The sequence below is a fragment of the Sphingopyxis indica genome (assembly GCF_900188185.1).
GTDB lineage: Bacteria > Pseudomonadota > Alphaproteobacteria > Sphingomonadales > Sphingomonadaceae > Sphingopyxis > Sphingopyxis indica.
The window spans coordinates 38,395-56,835 of the sequence record NZ_FZPA01000020.1 but is presented as its reverse complement, the minus strand read 5'-3'; the positions used below and the strand labels follow the sequence as shown (position 1 = coordinate 56,835).

Annotated in this window: 16 protein-coding genes; 8 read left to right on the top strand and 8 right to left on the bottom strand. The window is 67.3% G+C overall.

The features are described from left to right. Positions 1-201 precede the first annotated feature (201 nt). The 6 genes from CHB69_RS18395 to CHB69_RS18370 all read left to right on the top strand — a co-directional run bounded on the left by CHB69_RS18395 (position 202) and on the right by CHB69_RS18370 (position 6,936). Positions 202-2,262 (top strand): transglycosylase domain-containing protein, encoded by a 2,061-nt coding sequence (locus CHB69_RS18395; RefSeq protein WP_089217380.1) that lies wholly within the window; start codon positions 202-204, stop codon positions 2,260-2,262. A gap of 314 nt (positions 2,263-2,576) precedes the next feature. Further along, positions 2,577-3,083, top strand: coding sequence for an rRNA maturation RNase YbeY (gene ybeY, locus CHB69_RS18390; RefSeq protein ID WP_089217379.1), 507 nt, complete (start codon positions 2,577-2,579; stop codon positions 3,081-3,083). Positions 3,084-3,103: 20 nt separating this feature from the next. Further along, a complete protein-coding gene (locus tag CHB69_RS18385; protein WP_089217383.1) occupies positions 3,104-4,045 on the top strand; it encodes a hemolysin family protein in 942 nt (313 codons plus the stop codon). Between the two features lie 53 nt (positions 4,046-4,098). Next, positions 4,099-5,253 carry a glycosyltransferase family 4 protein gene (locus CHB69_RS18380; RefSeq protein ID WP_089217378.1) on the top strand — a complete coding sequence of 385 codons (1,155 nt, stop codon included), beginning with the start codon at positions 4,099-4,101 and terminating at the stop codon, positions 5,251-5,253. Between the two features lie 4 nt (positions 5,254-5,257). Further along, positions 5,258-6,586 (top strand): replication-associated recombination protein A, encoded by a 1,329-nt coding sequence (locus CHB69_RS18375; RefSeq protein WP_089217377.1) that lies wholly within the window; start codon positions 5,258-5,260, stop codon positions 6,584-6,586. Next, positions 6,583-6,936 carry a hypothetical protein gene (locus CHB69_RS18370; protein WP_089217376.1) on the top strand — a complete coding sequence of 118 codons (354 nt, stop codon included), beginning with the start codon at positions 6,583-6,585 and terminating at the stop codon, positions 6,934-6,936. Before CHB69_RS18375 ends, CHB69_RS18370 begins: the two co-directional genes overlap by 4 nt. A gap of 9 nt (positions 6,937-6,945) precedes the next feature. Here the strand turns inward: CHB69_RS18370 and CHB69_RS18365 are convergent, their stop codons facing one another. The 5 genes from CHB69_RS18365 to CHB69_RS20420 form a co-directional block, all read right to left on the bottom strand. Next, positions 6,946-7,356 (bottom strand): GFA family protein, encoded by a 411-nt coding sequence (locus CHB69_RS18365; RefSeq protein ID WP_089217375.1) that lies wholly within the window; start codon positions 7,354-7,356, stop codon positions 6,946-6,948. A 106-nt stretch (positions 7,357-7,462) separates the two neighbouring features. Then, positions 7,463-9,760 carry a phosphoenolpyruvate--protein phosphotransferase gene (ptsP, locus tag CHB69_RS18360; protein WP_089217374.1) on the bottom strand — a complete coding sequence of 766 codons (2,298 nt, stop codon included), beginning with the start codon at positions 9,758-9,760 and terminating at the stop codon, positions 7,463-7,465. 104 nt (positions 9,761-9,864) lie between these two features. After that, complete coding sequence (locus tag CHB69_RS18355; RefSeq protein ID WP_245836950.1) at positions 9,865-10,608, bottom strand: hypothetical protein; 744 nt, start codon at positions 10,606-10,608, stop codon at positions 9,865-9,867. A 33-nt stretch (positions 10,609-10,641) separates the two neighbouring features. Continuing rightward, positions 10,642-11,646, bottom strand: a complete 1,005-nt coding sequence (locus CHB69_RS18350; RefSeq protein WP_089217372.1) for an NAD(P)H-dependent flavin oxidoreductase — start codon at positions 11,644-11,646, stop codon at positions 10,642-10,644. 195 nt (positions 11,647-11,841) lie between these two features. Continuing rightward, positions 11,842-11,991, bottom strand: coding sequence for a hypothetical protein (locus CHB69_RS20420; RefSeq protein ID WP_212541949.1), 150 nt, complete (start codon positions 11,989-11,991; stop codon positions 11,842-11,844). Between the two features lie 355 nt (positions 11,992-12,346). Here CHB69_RS20420 and katG point away from each other — a divergent pair, with 355 nt between their 5' ends. Beyond that, a complete protein-coding gene (gene katG, locus CHB69_RS18340; protein ID WP_089217370.1) occupies positions 12,347-14,548 on the top strand; it encodes a catalase/peroxidase HPI in 2,202 nt (733 codons plus the stop codon). Between the two features lie 386 nt (positions 14,549-14,934). On the opposite strand, the gene CHB69_RS18335 is transcribed toward katG, so the two are convergent. After that, on the bottom strand, positions 14,935-16,182 hold the full coding sequence (locus CHB69_RS18335) for an aspartate kinase (protein WP_089217369.1): 1,248 nt from the start codon (positions 16,180-16,182) through the stop codon (positions 14,935-14,937). A gap of 220 nt (positions 16,183-16,402) precedes the next feature. Between CHB69_RS18335 and ubiG the strand changes: the two genes are divergently transcribed. Further along, the gene (ubiG, locus tag CHB69_RS18330; protein WP_089217368.1) at positions 16,403-17,128 is read left to right on the top strand and encodes a bifunctional 2-polyprenyl-6-hydroxyphenol methylase/3-demethylubiquinol 3-O-methyltransferase UbiG; all 726 of its coding nucleotides are present in this window, start codon (positions 16,403-16,405) and stop codon (positions 17,126-17,128) included. Between the two features lie 142 nt (positions 17,129-17,270). On the opposite strand, the gene CHB69_RS18325 is transcribed toward ubiG, so the two are convergent. Both CHB69_RS18325 and CHB69_RS18320 read right to left on the bottom strand, forming a co-directional pair. After that, positions 17,271-17,942 (bottom strand): glutathione S-transferase family protein, encoded by a 672-nt coding sequence (locus CHB69_RS18325; RefSeq protein WP_089217367.1) that lies wholly within the window; start codon positions 17,940-17,942, stop codon positions 17,271-17,273. Positions 17,943-17,996: 54 nt separating this feature from the next. Further along, positions 17,997-18,428 carry a hypothetical protein gene (locus CHB69_RS18320; protein ID WP_089217366.1) on the bottom strand — a complete coding sequence of 144 codons (432 nt, stop codon included), beginning with the start codon at positions 18,426-18,428 and terminating at the stop codon, positions 17,997-17,999. Positions 18,429-18,441 lie beyond the last annotated feature (13 nt).

Here is an 18,441-nt window from a genome sequence, read left to right as displayed (position 1 = left end):
CCCAGAAAATGCCTCGGCTTCCAAACCCCAGCCGAAGTCTTCATACCGTTGCACTTCAAATGTGAATCCACACCCGGATCAAGTCCGGGGTGACGAAAGAGAGCAGGCGAACGTCCGCGTCCCACCCCATTGCCACCACAATACAACCGCCACCGAACGCATTTGCTTCGCCTGTATTGCAAGTGTAATACGGCCGCCGGCATGACCGCGTTCGACCATCCGCTTTTCACCTCGCCGCCGCCGCCGGCCGAGGAAGTGCCCCTCGTCCCGCCGGGCGAGGGGGCGTCGGGCCCCGAGTCGCGGTGGCGGCGGCGGTTGCGATGGGCCGGGCGCGGTTTTGCGGGGCTGGCGCTGCTGTTCGTGCTGCTCGTCGCATGGCTCGCGATCACCGCGCCGCTGTCGAAATCGCTCGAGCCGATCGCGCCGCCCGAGATCACCCTGCTCGCGTCCGACGGCACGCCGATCGCGCGCACGGGGGCGATCGTCGAGAAACCGGTCGAGGTCGCGAAATTGCCGAAGCATGTCAGCGGCGCCTTCCTCGCGATCGAGGATCGCCGCTTTTACAGCCATTGGGGCATCGACCCGCGCAGCATCGGCCGCGCGCTGTGGACGAACATCACCTCGGGCCGCACCGAAGGCGGCAGCACGATCACCCAGCAGCTCGCCAAATTCACCTTCCTCTCGCCCAAGCGCACGCTGGGGCGCAAGGCGCGCGAGGCGCTGATCGCCTTCTGGCTCGAGGCGTGGCTGAGCAAGGACGAGATCCTCGAACGCTATCTGTCGAACGCCTATTTCGGCGACAACGCCTATGGCCTGCGCGCCGCCTCGCTCCATTATTTCAACCGCCAGCCCGAAAAGCTGACCCCGGCGCAGGCGGCGATGCTCGCGGGGCTGGTCAAGGCGCCCTCGCGCCTCGCGCCGACGCGCAATCCCGACCTCGCCGCAAAGCGGATGCACCTCGTCCTCGATGCGATGGCCGAAGAGGGCTATATCACGCCGGGGCAGGCGAAGACGCTGCGCGCGCCGCGGATCGACCCGCGCTCGCGCGCCGACCTGCCGACCGGCACCTATTTCGCCGACTGGGCGCTGCCCGAAGCACGCAAGCTGAGCGACGTCGGCTATGCGCGCCAGACGATCCGCACGACGCTCGATTCGCGGCTCCAGGCCGCTGCGCGCCGCGCGGTGGCGCGCGCGCCGCTCGGCAAGGCGCAGATCGCGCTCGTCGCGATGCGCCCGAACGGCGAGGTCGTCGCGATGATCGGCGGCAAGGATTATGCGGACAGCCCCTTCAACCGCGCGACGCAGGCGCGGCGCCAGCCCGGATCGACCTTCAAGCTGTTCGTCTATCTCGCCGCGCTGCGCGCCGGATGGAAACCGGACGACATGATCGACAACCGGCCGATCGAGGCGGGCAGCTACCGGCCCAAAAATTCGGGGGGCCATTATTCGCCGGCGATCACGCTCGAACGCGCCTTTGCGACGTCGAGCAACGTCGCCGCGGTGCGGCTGTTCCAACAGGTCGGTGACGACCGGGTGATCGCGATGGCGCGCGCACTCGGCGTCACCGCGCCGCTCGCGCGCGGCGATTCGAGCCTCGCGCTCGGCACGTCGAGCATGTCGCTGCTCGAACTCACCTCGGCCTATGCGGCGGTCGCCGCGGACAGCTATCCGGTCGAGCCGCGCGCCTTCGCGGCCGAGGAGCCGGGCTGGTTCGCGCGCATCTTTTCGGGGCCCGACAGCTTTTCCTCGCGCGTTCATGGCGACATGGAACGGATGCTGCGCGCCGCGGTGAACAGCGGCACCGGGCGCGCCGCGATGCTGGGCGTCCCCAATTACGGCAAGACCGGGACGAGCCAGGACAATCGCGACGCGCTGTTCGTCGGCTATGCCGGCGGGCTCGTCGTCGGGGTGTGGATCGGCAACGACGACAATAGGCCGCTGAAGGGCATTTCGGGCGGCGGGCTGCCCGCGCGCGTCTGGCGCGATTTCATGACGCAGGCGCTGGGGCAGAAGAGCGCGCCGAAGCGGCCCGAGCGCGCGGTCGACCCCGAAGGCCCCGTGCAGCCGCTCGACGTCCCTGACATCGGCGCCATTCCGGTCGGCGAGAAGACGACGGTGGGGGTGCAGGACGGGCAGGCGGTGGTGCGGACCGAGATCAACGGCACGCCGATCGACCTCCGCCTGCCGCTCGGCGACCGGCCAGCGGTGCCTCCGCCCGAAGCGGGGCCGGCGCCTGAATCCGGGCAGGCGCCGCCGCCGTAGGACTAACGTCTCTGGAATGCAGCGCCTGTGAAATTCTGTGTGTCCCCGCGAAGGCGGGGACCCATCTCCCGGACGGTGCTATTTTGAACCCTTCGGAGATGGGCTCCCGCCTTCGCGGGAGCACACATGTTGGCCTGTCGACCGGGAGCGCGGCTGCAACCGAACGCGAGTGTCTGCAATTTCCGCTGTCCTGCATCGGCCCGGCGCGGTAGCGTCCGATATATGACACCCGCCTTTCCTCATCCGGTGCCGACCATGCGATTCCACAGTGAAGTTGCGCAGATTTCGGCCATTTTCGTTCAGAGCCCGCACCCATGCTGACCGTCGAAACGCATCAGGCCGCGCCGTGGCCGAGCCGGCTCGACTGGGACGCGCGCGCGTCCGAAGCGGTCGCGGCGGCGCTGGGGCTCACCCCCTTCGCCGAACTCGTCGACGCGGCGCCGCTCGTCGAGGTGGCGGTGCGGCTGACCGACGATGCCGAGGTGCAGACGCTCAACCGCGATTTTCGCGGGCGTGACAAGCCGACCAATGTGCTGTCCTTTCCGCAGGTGCAGCCCGACCTGCTCGAAAGCCTCGACAACAGCGACGACGGCGAAATATTGCTCGGCGACATCGTGCTGGCGCGCGAGACCTGCGCGCGCGAGGCCGGGGAGAAGGGGATCAGCGTCGAAGACCATGCGACGCACCTGATCGTCCACGGCGCGCTGCACCTCGTCGGCTATGACCATATGGACGATGTCGCGGCGAGCGCGATGGAGGCGCTCGAAGCGAAAGCCCTTGCATCGCTGGGCATCGCCAATCCATATGACGATCAGGATTGAACAAGGACAAACGCGCCATCATGCCCGACGACCAGGGGTCTTCGAACCGATCGGAAGAGGACAGTAGATCCGGCCTGCTGGCCGGCCTCAAGACATTATTGTTCGGCGGCAATGGCGAGCCGAGCCTGCGCGAGCAGATCGAGGACGCGATCGACGAGGCCGAGGAGGACGGCCCCGAACGCCGCGGCAGCAGCATCGTCGGCGACCTGTCGCCGATCGAGCGCAAGATGCTGCGCAACCTGCTCCACTTCGGCGAACAGACGGTCGACGACGTCGCGGTGCCGCGCGCCGACATCGTCGCGATCGACGAAAGCGCGCGCTTCGAGGAGGTCGTCGCACTCTTCGCCGAGGCGGGGCACAGCCGTTTGCCGGTCTATCGCGAAAATCTCGACGAGGTCGTCGGGATGATCCACGTCAAGGATGTGTTCGCGGTGCTCGCCGAAGGGCGCGACCCGCCGCCGCTCATCGACCTCATTCGCCAGCCGCTCTACGTGCCGCAGTCGATGGGGGTGCTCGACCTGCTCGCCGACATGCGCGCGCAGCGCACCCACCTGGCGATCGTCATCGACGAATATTCGGGCACCGAGGGGCTGGTGACGATCGAGGATCTGGTCGAGGAGATCGTCGGCGAGATCGAGGACGAGCATGACGACGAGCCGGTGCTGCTGTTTTCGCAGGGCGAGGACGGCTGCTGGGATGCCGATGCGCGCGCCGAACTCGACGACATCGGCGAGACGATCGACCCGCGGCTCGCCGAGGTCGAGGAAGATGTCGACACTTTGGGCGGGCTCGCCGCGGTGCTGGCGAACCATGTGCCAGAGGTCGGCGAGATATTGCTCCACCCGAGCGGCTGGCGGATCGAGGTGACCGAGGCCGACGAGAAGCGCGTCCACCGGCTGCGGCTGCACCCGCCGGTCGAGGCCGACCTCGAGGCGCCGTCGACGCGCGGCGAGGATTTCTGACGGCGGGCGCCCCCCGATTGCCTTTGCCGCGCGATGCGACTAGCGGGCGGGAAATGGACATTTCCGATCTGCGCATCGCGCTGTTCAGCGGCAACTACAATATGACGGTCGACGGCGCGAACAAGGCGCTCAACCGGCTCGTCGGCTATCTGCTCAGCCAGGGGGCGGCGGTGCGCGTCTATTCGCCGACCGTGGAGAATCCCGATTTCGAGCCCACCGGCGATCTGGTCAGCGTGCCGTCGATGGCGATTCCGGGACGCAGCGAATATCGCATCCCCCTGTCCTTCTCGTCGCGCGTCCGTCAGGACATTGCGCGCTTTGCGCCGAACGTCCTTCACATTTCCAGCCCCGACCGCGTCTCGCGGCAGGCCGCGGCCTGGGCGCGGCGGCGCCATATTCCCGTCGCCTGTTCGGTCCACACGCGCTTCGAAACCTATTTTCGCTATTACAACCTGTCCTTCCTCGAGCCGGTGTGCGTCGCCTGGCTCCGCCGCCTCTACCGCCGCTGCGACGCGCTGATCGCGCCGTCGGAGAGCTTTGCGCAGGTGCTGCGCGAGCAGCGGATGAACTATGACATCGGCATCTGGACGCGCGGCGTCGAGCGCGACATTTTTCATTCGGGGCGCCGCGACATGGGCTGGCGCCGCGATCTCGGCATCGCCGACGATGTGCCGGTGATCGCCTTCCTCGGCCGGCTGGTGATGGAAAAGGGGCTCGACGTCTTCGCCGACACGATCGACGTGCTGCGCCGCCGCGGCGTCCCGCACGAGGTCGTGGTGATCGGCGAGGGGCCGGCGGGCGACTGGTTCGAATCGCGCCTGCCGCGCGCGCATTTCGTCGGATTCCAGGGCGGTGCGAATCTGGCGCGCGCGCTCGCCTCGTGCGACATGTTCTTCAACCCGTCGGTCACCGAAACCTTCGGCAATGTCACGCTCGAGGCGATGGCGTGCGGCCTGCCGGTCGTCGCGGCGCGCGCGACGGGCAGCGCGAGCATCGTCAAGCACGGCCAGACCGGCTATCTCGTCGCACCCGGCGCGATCAGCCTCTTTGCCGACGACCTCGAACATTATTGCCGCGATGCCGAGCTGCGCGCGGCGCACGGCGCGGCGGCGGAGCAGGAAAGCGGCGCTTATCAATGGGACACGATCAACCAGTCGGTCGCCGACACCTATCTGCGCCTCATTCGCCAGAAACAGCGCGTGGGCTGACGCAATGGCGGCGGACCTGTTCGGCGACGACGCGCCCGCGCAGCCCGAAGGCGCTCCCGCCGGCGCGGTGCCGCTCGCCGAGCGGCTGCGGCCGAAGAGCCTTGCCGACGTCGTCGGGCAGGAGCATCTGACCGGCCCCGAAGGCGCGATCGGCCGTATGGTCGCGGCGGGGCAACTCGCGTCGATCATCCTCTGGGGGCCGCCGGGCACCGGCAAGACGACGATCGCGCGGCTGCTCGCCGAGGCGGTGGGAATGCGCTTCGCGCCTTTGTCGGCGGTGTTTTCGGGGGTCGCCGACCTCAAGAAAGCCTTTGCCGACGCCGAAAAGATGGCCGCGGCGGGCAAGCGCACCCTGCTCTTCGTCGACGAGATCCACCGCTTCAATCGCGCCCAGCAGGACGGCTTCCTGCCCTTCGTCGAACGCGGCACGGTGGTGCTCGTCGGCGCGACCACCGAAAACCCCAGCTTCGCGCTCAACGCGGCGCTGCTCAGCCGCGCGCAGGTGCTGGTGCTGCACCGGCTCGACGAGGCGGCGCTCGTAACGCTGCTCGCGCGTGCCGAGGCCGAGGTCGGGCGCGCGCTGCCGGTCACCGGCGAAGCGCGCACCGCGCTGATCGCGAGCGCCGACGGCGACGGGCGCTTCTTGCTCAACCAGGTCGAAACGCTGTTCGCCGCGGCGATCGACGCGCCGCTCGATGCGGCCGGACTCGCGGCCTTCCTCCATCGCCGGATGCCCGTCTATGACAAGGATCGCGACGGGCACTATAATCTGATCTCGGCGCTGCACAAATCGCTGCGCGGGTCGGACCCGCAGGCCGCGCTCTATTGGCTCGCGCGGATGCTCGTCGCGGGCGAGGAGCCGCTCTATGTGCTCCGCCGCCTGACCCGCTTCGCGAGCGAGGACATCGGCCTCGCCGACCCGCAGGCGCTCGTGCAATGTCTCGCGGCGAAGGACGCCTATCAGTTCCTCGGCTCGCCCGAGGGCGAACTCGCGATCGTGCAGGCGTGCCTCTACCTCGCGACCGCGCCCAAGTCGAACGCCGCCTATGCCGCGCAGAAGGCGGCGTGGGCGGCGGCGCGCGAAACGGGCAGCCTCGCGCCGCCCGCGAACATTCTCAATGCGCCGACGAAGCTGATGAAGGATCTGGGTTATGGCGCGGGCTACAGCTATGACCATGATGCGCCCGAGGGCTTTTCGGGCGACAATTACTGGCCCGACGACATGATGCCCGCGACCTTCTATCGCCCCGTCGACCGCGGCTTCGAAGCGCGCATCGCCGAACGCCTCGCCTGGTGGGACGCGCGGCGGAAAGAGCGCGGGGAAGGGGAATGACGCCGCGCTTCGACAGCTGGGACGATGTCGTCGCTTTCGCCTGCGCGCTCCCCGATGTCGAAATGCTGCCCTTCTATGGCACGCCCTGCCCAAAGCTCAACGGCAAGGCGCTGGCGTCGCCGGGGCGCGAGGCGGGCAGTTTCGCGGTGATGTGCAGACCCGACGAAAAGCTGTTGCTCATCGAAACCGACCCCGGCACTTTCTGGCAGACGCCGCATTATGAAGGCTGGCACGCGCTGCTCGTCCGCTATGGTTCCGACGATCCCGAGCGGGTCGCCGACGTCATCCGCCGCGGCTGGTGGGACCGCGCGAAAAAGGCGCAGCGCGCCGCGTTCGGCCCGCGACCCTAGTCGACAAGGCTAGCCCGGATAGCGCTCGAAGCTCGGCATCTGGTCGAGCTTTTCCATCCAGCCGATGCGCTCGGCCGTCTGGATCTGTACCTGCGCCGGGATCAGGTCGGGATCGTCGAGCGTCGCGGTCTGGACGTCGATCTGGCCGGGGAAAATCGCCTCGTTGGTGTAAAAGAGCCCAGTGCCGCAGTCGCCGCAGAAGTGGCGCCGGCCATGCTCCGACGAGGCATAGATTTTGGGCGTGCCGCTCACCTCGAGCGCGTCGCGGCTCACGAGGCCCCAGCCGACCATCGGCGCGCCGGCGTGGCGGCGGCAGTCGCTGCAATGACAAAGGGCGTGATGTTCGACCGCGGTCGGCATCGAATAGCGAATGGCGCCGCAATGGCACTGGCCGGAGGCGCGAGGGGAAACGTCGGACATGATGGATATCCTTTCAGTGGCCTTTGGAACATATCATGAACTTATGCCGCTCGGCCAGATCAATTTGACGGCAACGGCAAATTCGGTTCTCAATGCTGCCTCGACCTCAATCCCCCAAATCAACCCCGTTCGCTTTCGCCCACGCCCGATATTGGCCGCGCGGGTCGGACGACGGGCGGGCGAGGATGGCGGGCATGTCGGTGCGCAGCGCGGCGAGGTCGAGCGAGCGGATCATCGCTTTTACGGGGGCGACGCCGGCCGGGGTGATCGACAGCCGTTCGATCCCGACGCCGAGCAGCGCCATGGCTTCGAGCGGACGCCCGCCCATTTCGCCGCACACGCCGAGCGCGACCTTGGTGCCCGACACCAGCTTCACGACGCGCGCGATGTAGCGCATCACGATCGGCGACAGCCAGTCGTAGCGCTCGGCGAGCCGCGGATGCGCGCGGTCGGCGGCGAAGAGGAATTGCGTGAGGTCGTTGGTGCCGATCGACAGGAAATCGAGGTGCGGCAGCATCAGGTCGAGCGTCTCGACCAGTCCCGGCACCTCGAGCATCGCGCCATAGCGGATCGCCGCGGGCAATTTCTTGCCGCGGCTCGCGAGCCACGCCCGCTGGCCGACGAACAGCTGGCGCGCCGCTTCATATTCCCACGGCTCGGAAACCATCGGGAACATGACGTTGAGCGTGCGCCCCGCCGCAGCCTCGATCAGCGCGCGCGCCTGCACTTTCAGCAGGCCCTCGCGTTCGAGCGCAAGGCGCAGCGCGCGCCAGCCCATCGCGGGATTTTCCTCGAGCGCCTCGTCGTCGACGGTCATATAGGGCAGCGCCTTGTCGCCGCCGATGTCGACCGTGCGAAAGATCACCGGCCGGTCGCCCGCCGCGTCGAGCACGTCGCGATAGAGCCGCTGCTGGCGCTCGCGCTGCGGCAGCGTCGCCGAGACGAGGAACTGGAATTCGGTGCGGAAGAGGCCGATGCCGCGCGCGCCGGTCAGGTCGAGCGCCGCGACGTCTTCGCGAAGGCCCGCATTGATCATCAGCTCGATCGGCACGCCGTCCTTCGTCACCGCGGGCAGGTCGCGCAGCACGGCGAGGTTGGCGCGCCGTTTTTGCGAGAGTTCGAGCTTGGCGTCGAACGCCTCCTGCACCGCCGGGGTCGGCCGGACGTGGAGCGCGCCCGCGCTCGCGTCGAGGAGCAGCAGATCGCCTTCGCGGATCGAAGTGCGCACGTCGCGGACGCGGCCGAGCACGGGCACGCCCATCGCGCGCGCGACGATGATGACGTGCGCGGTCAGCGACCCTTCCTCGAGCACCACGCCCTTCAGGCGGCGGCGGTCATATTCGAGCAGTTCGGCGGGGCCGAGGTTGCGCGCGATCAGGATCGAATCGTGGCGCAGGCCAAGCTGCGCCGCGGTGCCCATCTGCCCCGACACGATGCGGATCAGCCGGTTCGACAGATCCTCGAGATCGTGCATCCGGTCGCGCAGCAGCGGGTCGTCGATCTGGCGCATCCGCATCCGGGTGCGCTGCTGGACGCGCTCGATCGCCGCCTCGGCGGTCAGCCCGCTGTCGATCGCCTCGTTGATCCGCCGCGACCAGCCTTCGTCATAGGCGAACATCTTGTAGGTTTCGAGCACCTCTTCATGCTCGCCGCCGATGCCGAATTCGGCCTGGCTCGCCATGCGGTCGATCTGCTCGCGCATCTTGTCGAACGCGGCATAGACGCGGTGGCGCTCGGCCTCGATGTCCTCGGCCATCGTATGTTCGATGGTGACGCGCGGCTGGTGAAAGACCGCGACGCCCTCGCCCATGCCATCGACGAGCTTTTGCCCGGTCAGCCGCTGCGAGGTCTGATCGGCCTCAGCGGCGTGCGCGCGCGCCGCGGTGTCGATCAGGTCGGCGTTGGCGATGAGCTCCGACAGGACCATCGCCACCGTTTGCAGCGTCTCGATCTCGATTTCCTCATAGCGGCGCGGGTCCGAATGCTGGACGCAGAGCACCCCCACCGCCTGTTCGCGGCGGATGATCGGGACGCCGGCGAAGCTGTGGAACAGCTCCTCGCCCGTTTCGGGGCGATAGGAGAAGTCGGGGTGCGCCGCGGCTTCATCGAGGTTCAGCGTCTCGATCTGCTGCGCGATCGTGCCGACGAGGCCCTCGCCGAGCGCGAGACGGGTGACGTGAACGGCTTCCTGTTTCAGCCCGCGCGTCGCATAGAGTTCGAGCGCGCCGTCGCGCAGCAGATAGATCGAGCAGACCTCGCTGTGCAGGCATTCGCCGATGATTCCGACGACCTGGTTGAGCTTGCCCTGCGCGTTGGTGCGCGACGCCATCACCTCGTGCAGCCGGGTGAGGATGGTGCGGGCCGACTGCGCGGCGGTGGTCGGCGGAGGAGGCGCGTTGGTCATCGCCACCCTGCTAACAGAAGCCGGGGACGAGCGCTATTGCTCCCGCGCGTCCTTTGCCTCTTCTCCCGTCGCGCGGGCGGCCGGGAGGGAAAGGGCTTGCCGGATCAGCTTCCGGTCGCCGGCGGATTCACGCCTGCGGTGGTGGCCGTATCGGCCGGACCCGCCGGAGCGGCGGGCACTGCCGTCGAAGGGGCGTAGATCGCGGGGCTCGCCGCATATTGGGCGTCCCATGCCGCGACGTCGGCCTGATATTTGGCATAGGCCTCGTAGAAATCGAGGAAGGGCTGATCGAGCCTGGCGAGATTGGCGGGCGCCTGTTCGATCACTTGCGCGGTCGGCGTCGACGACACGATCTGCGCGACCTCGTTGGCGCGCGCGCAGAAGTCGCGCTGCGCGGGGGGCTGCGCGAAATAGTTGAACAGCTGGGTCGACAATTTGTCGCGCGCGGCGATGCCGTTCGTGCCATTTTCCTTGCCGAGCTGGGCGATCACCGTCTTTTCGGTCGACCGGATCGGCTTGGCGTGGTTCTTGATGATATTGTTATAGGCAGCGACGAGCGTCGGCTCTTCGGTCCCGCGGCAACCGATCGCCGCAACGTTCAGCGCGATCTTGAGCTGCCAGAAGGCACGGTCGCCGCTGACATTGCTGTTCAGCGTCTGGAAACGCCCGTCGAGCCCGCGCATCGGCAGGATCTGCGTCAGCGAAGCATAATTGGGCGGCGTCGGCCGCGGCGGGATGACGACCGCAACCGGTTCGGGCGGCGGCGGCGGCGGTGCGACCGGCTTGGGCGCGCAGGCAGCGACGCTTGCCAAGAGCCCTATGGCGACGATCTTGCGCGACAAATTCATGATGCTCTCCCCGACCGCAAATGTCATGCGGCCTCAACCCCGATTGTTCAAGGCCGCTTCGGCCTGTTGCACCAGCGATGCGACGATTTCCGCGACCGTCTCTTCGCCTGTTACCATACCGACCGATTGCCCGGCCATTAACGAACCATTTTCGACGTCGCCGTCGATCACCGCGCGGCGCAGCGCGCCCGCCCAATAATGTTCGATCTGGAGCTGCGCCTCGGCCATGTCGACATCGCCCGCGTCGAGGCTGTTCGCGACCTCGCGTTGCTTCATCGTAAAGGCTTCGGTGCCGGCGTTCTTGAGCGCGCGCACCGGGATCACCGGCAGGCGCGGGTCGATCTGGACGCTGGCGATCGCGTCGCGCGCCGAGGCGCGGATGAACGCCTTTTTGAAATTGGGATGCGCGATGCTCTCCTTCGCGCAGACGAAGCGCGTGCCGAGCTGGACGCCCGACGCGCCCATCTCCAGATAGCCGGCGATCGCCTCGCCGCGGCCGATGCCGCCGGCGACGAAGATCGGCAGTTCGGCTGCGAGCGCGGGGAGGATTTCCTGCGCGAGCACGCTCGTCGAGACGGGGCCGATGTGGCCGCCCGCTTCCATCCCCTCGATCACCAGCGCATCGACGCCCGAACGCATCAGCTTCTTCGCAAGCGCGAGCGTCGGGGCGAAGCAGATGACCTTCGCGCCCGACGCCTTGATCGCCTCGAGGCTGCCCTTCGGCGGCAGGCCGCCCGCGAGCACGACATGGCCGACGCCATGCTTCGCGCACACGTCGATCAGCTCGAACAGCTGCGGGTGCATGGTGATCAGGTTGACGCCGAAATTGCGCGTCGCGAGCGCCTTCGTCGCGGCGATCTCGGTGTCCAGAAGCTCGGGCGTCATCGCCCCGCACGCGATCACGCCAAAGCCGCCGGCGTTGCTGATCGCGCTCACGAGATGGCGTTCCGAGACCCAGCTCATCGCCCCGCACAGGATGGCGTGGTCGCTGCCGAGCAACTCGGTCCCGCGCGCCATCAGATCATGTAATTTGCTCATTGATGCGCCTTTGCCAGCACCGGGCGGCGGGCGCAATCGGGTCTCGGCAAAGCGAGAGGGGCGCGGTCAATTTTTTTGCCGCCCGTTTCATTGCGGCAACACGGTCGGCGGGTTCGATCAAGGCGCGCTTCGGATCGCGCGCACGAAAAAGGGGCCGTCCCGGCGCGGGGCGGCCCCTTTTTCGATGCAGCCCTGTCAGCGCTGCTGGTCGCGGTCGCGGTCGGGCTGATCGCGGCGGGGCTGTTCGCCCTGCTGGCGGTTCTGGCCGCCCTGCTGTTGCTGCTGGCGGTCCGGATTGCGGTCCGTCTTCCGGGGGTTCTGGCCTTGCTGATTCTGATTGGCCATTTTTCCGTCTCCTGCAAAGTGCCGCGGCCATGCCATCACGATCGCGACGCCTGGGAAACCCGCGAGAGCAGGGCGATGTTTCCGGCAATGCGGCAAGGCGTTGCGCGTGCGCGCCGGCCGTTGCCGCCGCTGCCCGACTAATCGGCCCGGTCAATCACTCAATCCATCTTATTCGGTTTTGGCGAAACGCACCCGCGCGCCTATCCTGCCCGGGCCAAAGCGAAAGGATGCGCGCCATCGACTCACGCTTTTCCATGACGGTTCCAGCCAGAGACGCCGGCATTCGCGCGCTCGTCATGCACCCGTCATCCCTGCGCGCCACGCAAATCAGCCGGATCAAGAGAGGAGAGACAGCATGAACGACCCGACCCCCATCGACCCCGAAAAGGGATGTCCGATCCACCAGCCCGGCGGCGTCCGCGCGCTGCTCGGCCGCACCAACAAGGATTGGTGGCCCGACATGCTGGCGACCGAAATCCTGACCCCCAATGGATCGTCGAATCCGATGGGCGAGGATTTCGATTATGCCAAGGCGTTCAAGTCGCTCGACTATCAGGCGCTGAAGGACGACCTCAAGGCGCTGATGACCGACAGCCAGCCCTGGTGGCCGGCCGACTATGGGCATTATGGTCCCTTCTTCATCCGCATGGCGTGGCACGCCGCGGGCACCTATCGCACCGCCGACGGCCGCGGCGGCGCCAACAGCGGGCAGCAGCGTTTCGCGCCGCTCGACAGCTGGCCCGACAATGGCAATCTCGACAAGGCGCGCCGCCTGCTTTGGCCGATCAAGCAGAAATATGGCAACAGGATCAGCTGGGCCGACCTGTTGATCCTCGCCGGCAATGTCGCGATCGAGAGCATGGGCGGACCGATCTTCGGCTTCGGCGGCGGCCGCGTCGACGTTTACGAGCCCGAGCGCGACATTTATTGGGGCAGCGAGGACAAGTGGGTCAACGAGGGCGTCCAGACGCGCATCGACCCCGCCAAGGGAATGGAGACGATCGAAGGGCCGCTCGCCGCGATCCAGATGGGCCTCATCTACGTCAATCCCGAAGGGCCGCAGGGCAACCCCCACGATGACGCGGGCATGGCGCGCGACATGAAGGAAACCTTCAAGCGCATGGCGATGAACGATGAGGAAACCGTCGCGCTCACCGCCGGCGGCCACACTTTCGGCAAGGCGCACGGCAATGGCGATGCCGCGCTGCTCGGTCCGGCGCCCGCGGGCGGCGACCTCGCCGCGCTGGGCTTCGGCTGGGTCAGCAGCCACGAGAGCGGCGGCATCGGCGAACATGCCGTCACCAGCGGCATCGAGGGCGCGTGGACCAACACGCCGCGCGAGTGGTCCGAGAATTATTTCCGCCTGCTGCTCGACTATGACTATGAACTGGTGAAGTCGCCTGCCGGTGCCTACCAGTGGCAGCCGATCGACCAGAAAGAGGAGGATATGGCTCCCGCGGCGTGGGACCCGAGCATCAAGGTTCCGACGATGATGACCACCGCCGACATGGCACTTAAGCGCGATCCCGCCTATCGCGCGATCAGCGAGCGGTTCCGCAACGACCATGAAGCGTTCAAGGACGCCTTCGCGCGCGCCTGGTTCAAGCTGACCCACCGCGACATGGGGCCGAAGGTCCGTTATCTCGGTCCCGAAGTTCCGGCCGAAGACCTGATCTGGCAGGACCCGATCCCCGCCGGCACCATGCCGTCGGACGCCGAGGTGAAGGCGGTGAAGGACAGGATCGCGAATAGCGGTCTTACGGTCAGCCAGCTGATCAAGACTGCCTGGGCGTCGGCCAGCACCTTCCGCAAGTCCGACTTCCGTGGCGGCGCCAACGGCGCGCGCGTGCGTCTCGCGCCGCAGAAGGATTGGGAAGTCAACGAACCCGCGATGCTGGCCAAGGTGCTCGATACGCTCGACGGGCTGCGCGGCAGCCTGTCGATGGCCGATGCGATTGTGCTCGGCGGCGTCGTGGGTCTGGAGAAAGCGATTCTGGATGCGGGCTTCAACGTCGCGGTGCCCTTCACCGGCGGCCGCGGCGATGCGACCCAGGAGCAGACCGACGTCGAAAGCTTCGAGGTGATGGAGCCCGAGGCCGATGCGTTCCGCAACTATCTGGGCAAGAAGAAGCTGGCGGTGAAGGTCGAGGAAATGATGCTCGATCGCGCCTCGCTGCTCGGCCTGTCGGTGCCCGAAATGACGGTGCTGATCGGCGGATTGCGCGTGCTCGGCGCCAATCATGGCGAGCGCGGGCATGGCCATTTCACCAAACGGTCGGGGCAACTCACCAACGACTTCTTCGTCAACCTGCTCGACATGACCAATGTGTGGAAGGCGGTCGAGGGATCGGACGATCAGGAATATGTCGCCACCGACCGTGCGGGCGGCAGCGAGACCTGGCGCGCGACCCGCGCCGACCTGGTCTTCGGCTCCAATTCCGAATTGCGCGCGGTCGCCGAAGTCTATGCCGAGAACGGCAATGAGGAAAAGTTCGTGCGCGACTTCGTCAAGGCGTGGACCAAGGTGATGAACGCCGACCGTTTCGACCTCGCTTGACGGAGCGGGCGCGCCGGCCGCGTAGCGGCGGCGCTCCCGCCCGGCCAGACGACGGGTCGCGACCCGCCTCCGGGGACATGGGCCCGGGGGCGGGTCTTCTTTTTGCCTGGTGTGTGTCGGCCGCTTCGGGTGGTGAGCGGACGTTCCTCCCCCTTGGGGGAGGGGGAGCGAGCGGGATAACGGAACGCGCGGGGCGCGTTGCTTCCCGCGAGGCCGAAGGGTGGTGGAGAGGCACAGGCGGTTTGCCTTTCCCTCTTTGAACGCAGCGTAAACCGAGGGTGCCCCTCCACCATGCTTCGCATGGTCCCCCTCCCCGTGCCGGGGAGGACCCTTATGACCGCCTATCGGCCGATTCCGGCCGTTCGGCAGCAAAAGCGGAATGAGGCTTATTCCGCGTCGAGCCCATAGGCGGTATGCAGCACGCGCACCGCGAGTTCGGTTTCGTCCTCGTCGATCAGCACGCTGACCTTGATCTCGCTGGTCGAGATCGCCTGGATGTTGATGCCGCGGTCGGCAAGCGCGCGGAACATCGTGCTCGCGACCCCGGCGTGGCTTTTCATGCCGACGCCGACGACGCTGATCTTTGCGACCTTGTCGTCGCTGAGGATGCGGTTGAAACCGATCTTTTCCTTTTCGGATTCGAGCAGGTCGATCGAGCGCAGCAGATCGGCGGCGGGGACGGTGAAGGTCACGTCGGTCTCGCCCTTGTCGCGCCCGACGTTCTGGATGATCATGTCGACGTTGATCCCCGCCGCGGCGAGCGGACCGAAGATGTTGGCGACGCCGCCCGGCCGGTCGGGCACGCGCGTGACGATGACCTTCGCTTCATTCTTGTCGTGGGCGATGCCGGTGATCAGCTGCCGTTCCATCTGGACTTCCTCTATTTCCTCGTCGCTGACGATCATCGTGCCCTGCTTCGGCGCCTCGTCGCCCTCGACGAAGCTCGAAAGCACCTGCACGCGCACGCCCTCTTTCATCGCGAGCCCGACCGAGCGCGTCTGGAGGACCTTGGCGCCGACGCTCGCGAGCTCGAGCATTTCCTCATAGGTGACATAGTCGAGCTTGCGCGCCCGCGCGACGATGCGCGGGTCGGTGGTATAGACGCCGTCGACGTCGGTGTAGATGTCGCAGCGGTCGGCCTTGACCGCCGCCGCAACCGCGACCGCGCTGGTGTCCGACCCGCCGCGGCCGAGCGTCGAGACGCGGCCGTCGTCCATCATACCCTGGAAGCCCGGGATCACCGCAACCTCGCCGCGCCCCATCGCCGCGAGCAGCGCGCCGGTTTCGATATCGGCGATGCGCGCGCGGGCGTGGGCTTCCTCGGTGCGGATCGGCATCTGCCAGCCCAGCCAGCTGCGCGCCGGAACGCCCATCGCCTGCAAGGTCAGGGCGAGCAGGCCCGACGTCACCTGTTCGCCGCTCGCGACCACCACGTCATATTCGGCCGGGTCGTAGCGTGGGTTCGCCTCGCGGCAGAAATTCACCAGCCGGTCGGTTTCGCCCGCCATCGCCGACACGACGACGGCGACCTCGTTACCCTGCGCGACTTCGCGCGCGACGAGCTTTGCGACGGTGCGAATCCGCTCGGTGCCCGCCATCGACGTGCCCCCGAATTTCATCACGATCCGCGCCATCTCGCCTGCCTTCTTTCCCTGGTTTCAGCGGCAACTTTTTCGGAGTTTTCCGCGAGCTTCGCGCTGTTAGGGAAGGGGGCGGGCGAAGGCAAGGCGGCGAATGATGCGCGGCGATATATTTTCTTCGCGCGGGGCAATCCAAAGCGGTGTTTCGCCCGATCGGTGGCCGCCGTCGGGCAATTATCTTGCGTCGGCGCGCGCGCGGTGCCAATTCTAGCGCATGACGACAGCCACGATCCATCCGCACGAAGCCGCACATTTCGGGGCGCTTGCCGCCGACTGGTGGGACCCGCACGGCTCGTCGGCGATGCTCCACCGGCTCAATCCGGTGCGCCTCCGATATATTCGCGAGCAGCTCGACGCGCATTGGCACGTCGATGCCCGCGAGCGCCATCCGCTCGCCGGCAAGCGCGCGCTCGACGTCGGCTGCGGTGCGGGCCTGCTCGCCGAACCGCTCGCGCGGCTGGGAGCCGCGGTGACGGGAGTCGATGCGGCGCCCGAAAATATCGCCGCTGCAAAGGATCATGCGGCGGGGCAGGGGTTGGCGATCGCCTATCATGCCGGGGAACTGTCGGCGCTGCCGCCCGCGACCTTCGACCTCGTCACCTCGATGGAGGTGGTCGAGCATGTCGCCGATCCGGCGGCCTTCATCGGTGAGCTCGCCACGCGGCTTGCGTCGGGGGGATTGATGATCCTTTCGACGCCGAACCGCACCACGCTGTCGAAGCTGCTGCTCGTCGAAGCGGCGGAGCGGATCGGCGCGGTGCCGCGCGGCACGCACGACTGGGACCGGTTCCTGAAACCCGCCGAACTCGAAACCCTGCTCGATGACGCCGGGCTCGAAGTCGTCGACCGCACCGGCCTCGCGCCCTCGCCGGCGCGCGGCTTCAAGCTCGGCGGCAGCGAGGCGCTCAACTATCTGATCGCGGCGCGGCGTAAAAAATAGGGACTGTCCCTATTTAACAAGACGTCGCCCCGCGAAGGCGGGGGCCACTGTCGGGCTATTCCGAGATGGCGGCATCGGGCCGCAGGCGACCCCCGCCTTTGCGGGGGTTGACGCTTCGGAACGCTTCGCATTCCGTGGCGCGTCAAAAATCGACATCCTCATAATATTTCGGCGGCGACACGATCTCCATCCGCTCGGCGAGCAGCGGGCGGAAGCTCGGGCGCGACTTGAGGCCCGAATACCAGCCCTTCGTCTGTTCGTGCCCGGTCCAGTCGATGCCGCCCAGATAATCGGCGACGGAGATATGCGCCGCGGCGGCCAGGTCGGCGAGGCTCATCGTCGCACCGGCAAGCCAGGTGCGGTGGTCGATCAGATAGTCGATATAGTCGAGATGGTTGTTCGCGGCCTTCATCGCCTCGCGCAGCGCGCCGCCGTCGGGGGGCTGGCGGTGGACGATGCGCTTCTGCATCCGCTCGAACAGCAGCGGCCCGGTCACTTCGAAATAGAAATCCTGATCGAACCAGGCGACGAGGCGGCGGATCTCGGCGCGGTTCGCCGCGGTGCCGTTGATCATCGCCTTGCCTTCGACGGTTTCCTCGAAATATTCGGCGATGGCGGTGCTGTCGATCAGCACCTGGCCGCGATCCTGATCGACCATGACCGGGGTGCGACCGGCGGGATTGAGGTCGATGAACTCGTCGCGCCGCTCCCACGGCGACTCGCGCAGCAATTCATAGCCGACGCCCTTTTCGCCCAGCAAAAGCCGGATCTTGCGCGAAAAGGGACATAGCGGGAATTGATAAAGCTGCCACATGCTCACCCATTAGCGGCAGCGGGGCGCGGGGTGCAACGGCTATAGTGGGGACGGTTATCGCCGCGCGGAGGCGCGCTCGCGTTCCCACTGCGCCGCCATGTCGCGCGCCATATCCTTGAGGACCGGCGCATAGGCCGCGAGCGCGGCGGCCATGCTGCCCGCCATGCGGGTGCCGGCGCGCACATCGTCGCCCAGCCGCTCGCCATAGTCGGGGTCGCTCCCCGCGATCTCGCCGAGCGTGGCGTCGGGCGGGATATAGGCAGCGTCGGATTCGGGGTCGATGCGTGCGACCGCTTCTGCGAGCGGGCCGACGGGCATCTGCATCAATGCCCCGACGAGCGCGGCGACGGTGTCGGCCATCCGGTCCTGCGCCGCCGGATCGCTGAGCGTGGCGGCGGCGTCGCCGAGCGAGCCCTCGCCCGCCGACGCGGGCAGCGGCGCAGCGAGCGCGAGCAGGGGAAGGGCGATCAGGGGCAGGCGGCACATGGCGTCATTCCTT

What these genes read in the sequence shown, in the direction of transcription:
- ybeY (WP_089217379.1), top strand. Translation starts at nt 2,577, where the DNA reads ATGCTGACCGTCGAAACGCATCAGGCCGCGCCGTGGCCGAGCCGGCTC.
- katG (WP_089217370.1), top strand. Translation starts at nt 12,347, where the DNA reads ATGAACGACCCGACCCCCATCGACCCCGAAAAGGGATGTCCGATCCAC.
- CHB69_RS18355 (WP_245836950.1), bottom strand. Translation starts at nt 10,608, where the DNA reads ATGAATTTGTCGCGCAAGATCGTCGCCATAGGGCTCTTGGCAAGCGTC.
- CHB69_RS18380 (WP_089217378.1), top strand. Translation starts at nt 4,099, where the DNA reads ATGGACATTTCCGATCTGCGCATCGCGCTGTTCAGCGGCAACTACAAT.
- CHB69_RS18375 (WP_089217377.1), top strand. Translation starts at nt 5,258, where the DNA reads ATGGCGGCGGACCTGTTCGGCGACGACGCGCCCGCGCAGCCCGAAGGC.
- CHB69_RS18385 (WP_089217383.1), top strand. Translation starts at nt 3,104, where the DNA reads ATGCCCGACGACCAGGGGTCTTCGAACCGATCGGAAGAGGACAGTAGA.
- CHB69_RS18325 (WP_089217367.1), bottom strand. Translation starts at nt 17,942, where the DNA reads ATGTGGCAGCTTTATCAATTCCCGCTATGTCCCTTTTCGCGCAAGATC.
- CHB69_RS18365 (WP_089217375.1), bottom strand. Translation starts at nt 7,356, where the DNA reads ATGTCCGACGTTTCCCCTCGCGCCTCCGGCCAGTGCCATTGCGGCGCC.
- ptsP (WP_089217374.1), bottom strand. Translation starts at nt 9,760, where the DNA reads ATGACCAACGCGCCTCCTCCGCCGACCACCGCCGCGCAGTCGGCCCGC.
- CHB69_RS18335 (WP_089217369.1), bottom strand. Translation starts at nt 16,182, where the DNA reads ATGGCGCGGATCGTGATGAAATTCGGGGGCACGTCGATGGCGGGCACC.
- CHB69_RS18395 (WP_089217380.1), top strand. Translation starts at nt 202, where the DNA reads ATGACCGCGTTCGACCATCCGCTTTTCACCTCGCCGCCGCCGCCGGCC.
- CHB69_RS18350 (WP_089217372.1), bottom strand. Translation starts at nt 11,646, where the DNA reads ATGAGCAAATTACATGATCTGATGGCGCGCGGGACCGAGTTGCTCGGC.
- CHB69_RS18320 (WP_089217366.1), bottom strand. Translation starts at nt 18,428, where the DNA reads ATGTGCCGCCTGCCCCTGATCGCCCTTCCCCTGCTCGCGCTCGCTGCG.
- ubiG (WP_089217368.1), top strand. Translation starts at nt 16,403, where the DNA reads ATGACGACAGCCACGATCCATCCGCACGAAGCCGCACATTTCGGGGCG.
- CHB69_RS18370 (WP_089217376.1), top strand. Translation starts at nt 6,583, where the DNA reads ATGACGCCGCGCTTCGACAGCTGGGACGATGTCGTCGCTTTCGCCTGC.
- CHB69_RS20420 (WP_212541949.1), bottom strand. Translation starts at nt 11,991, where the DNA reads ATGGCCAATCAGAATCAGCAAGGCCAGAACCCCCGGAAGACGGACCGC.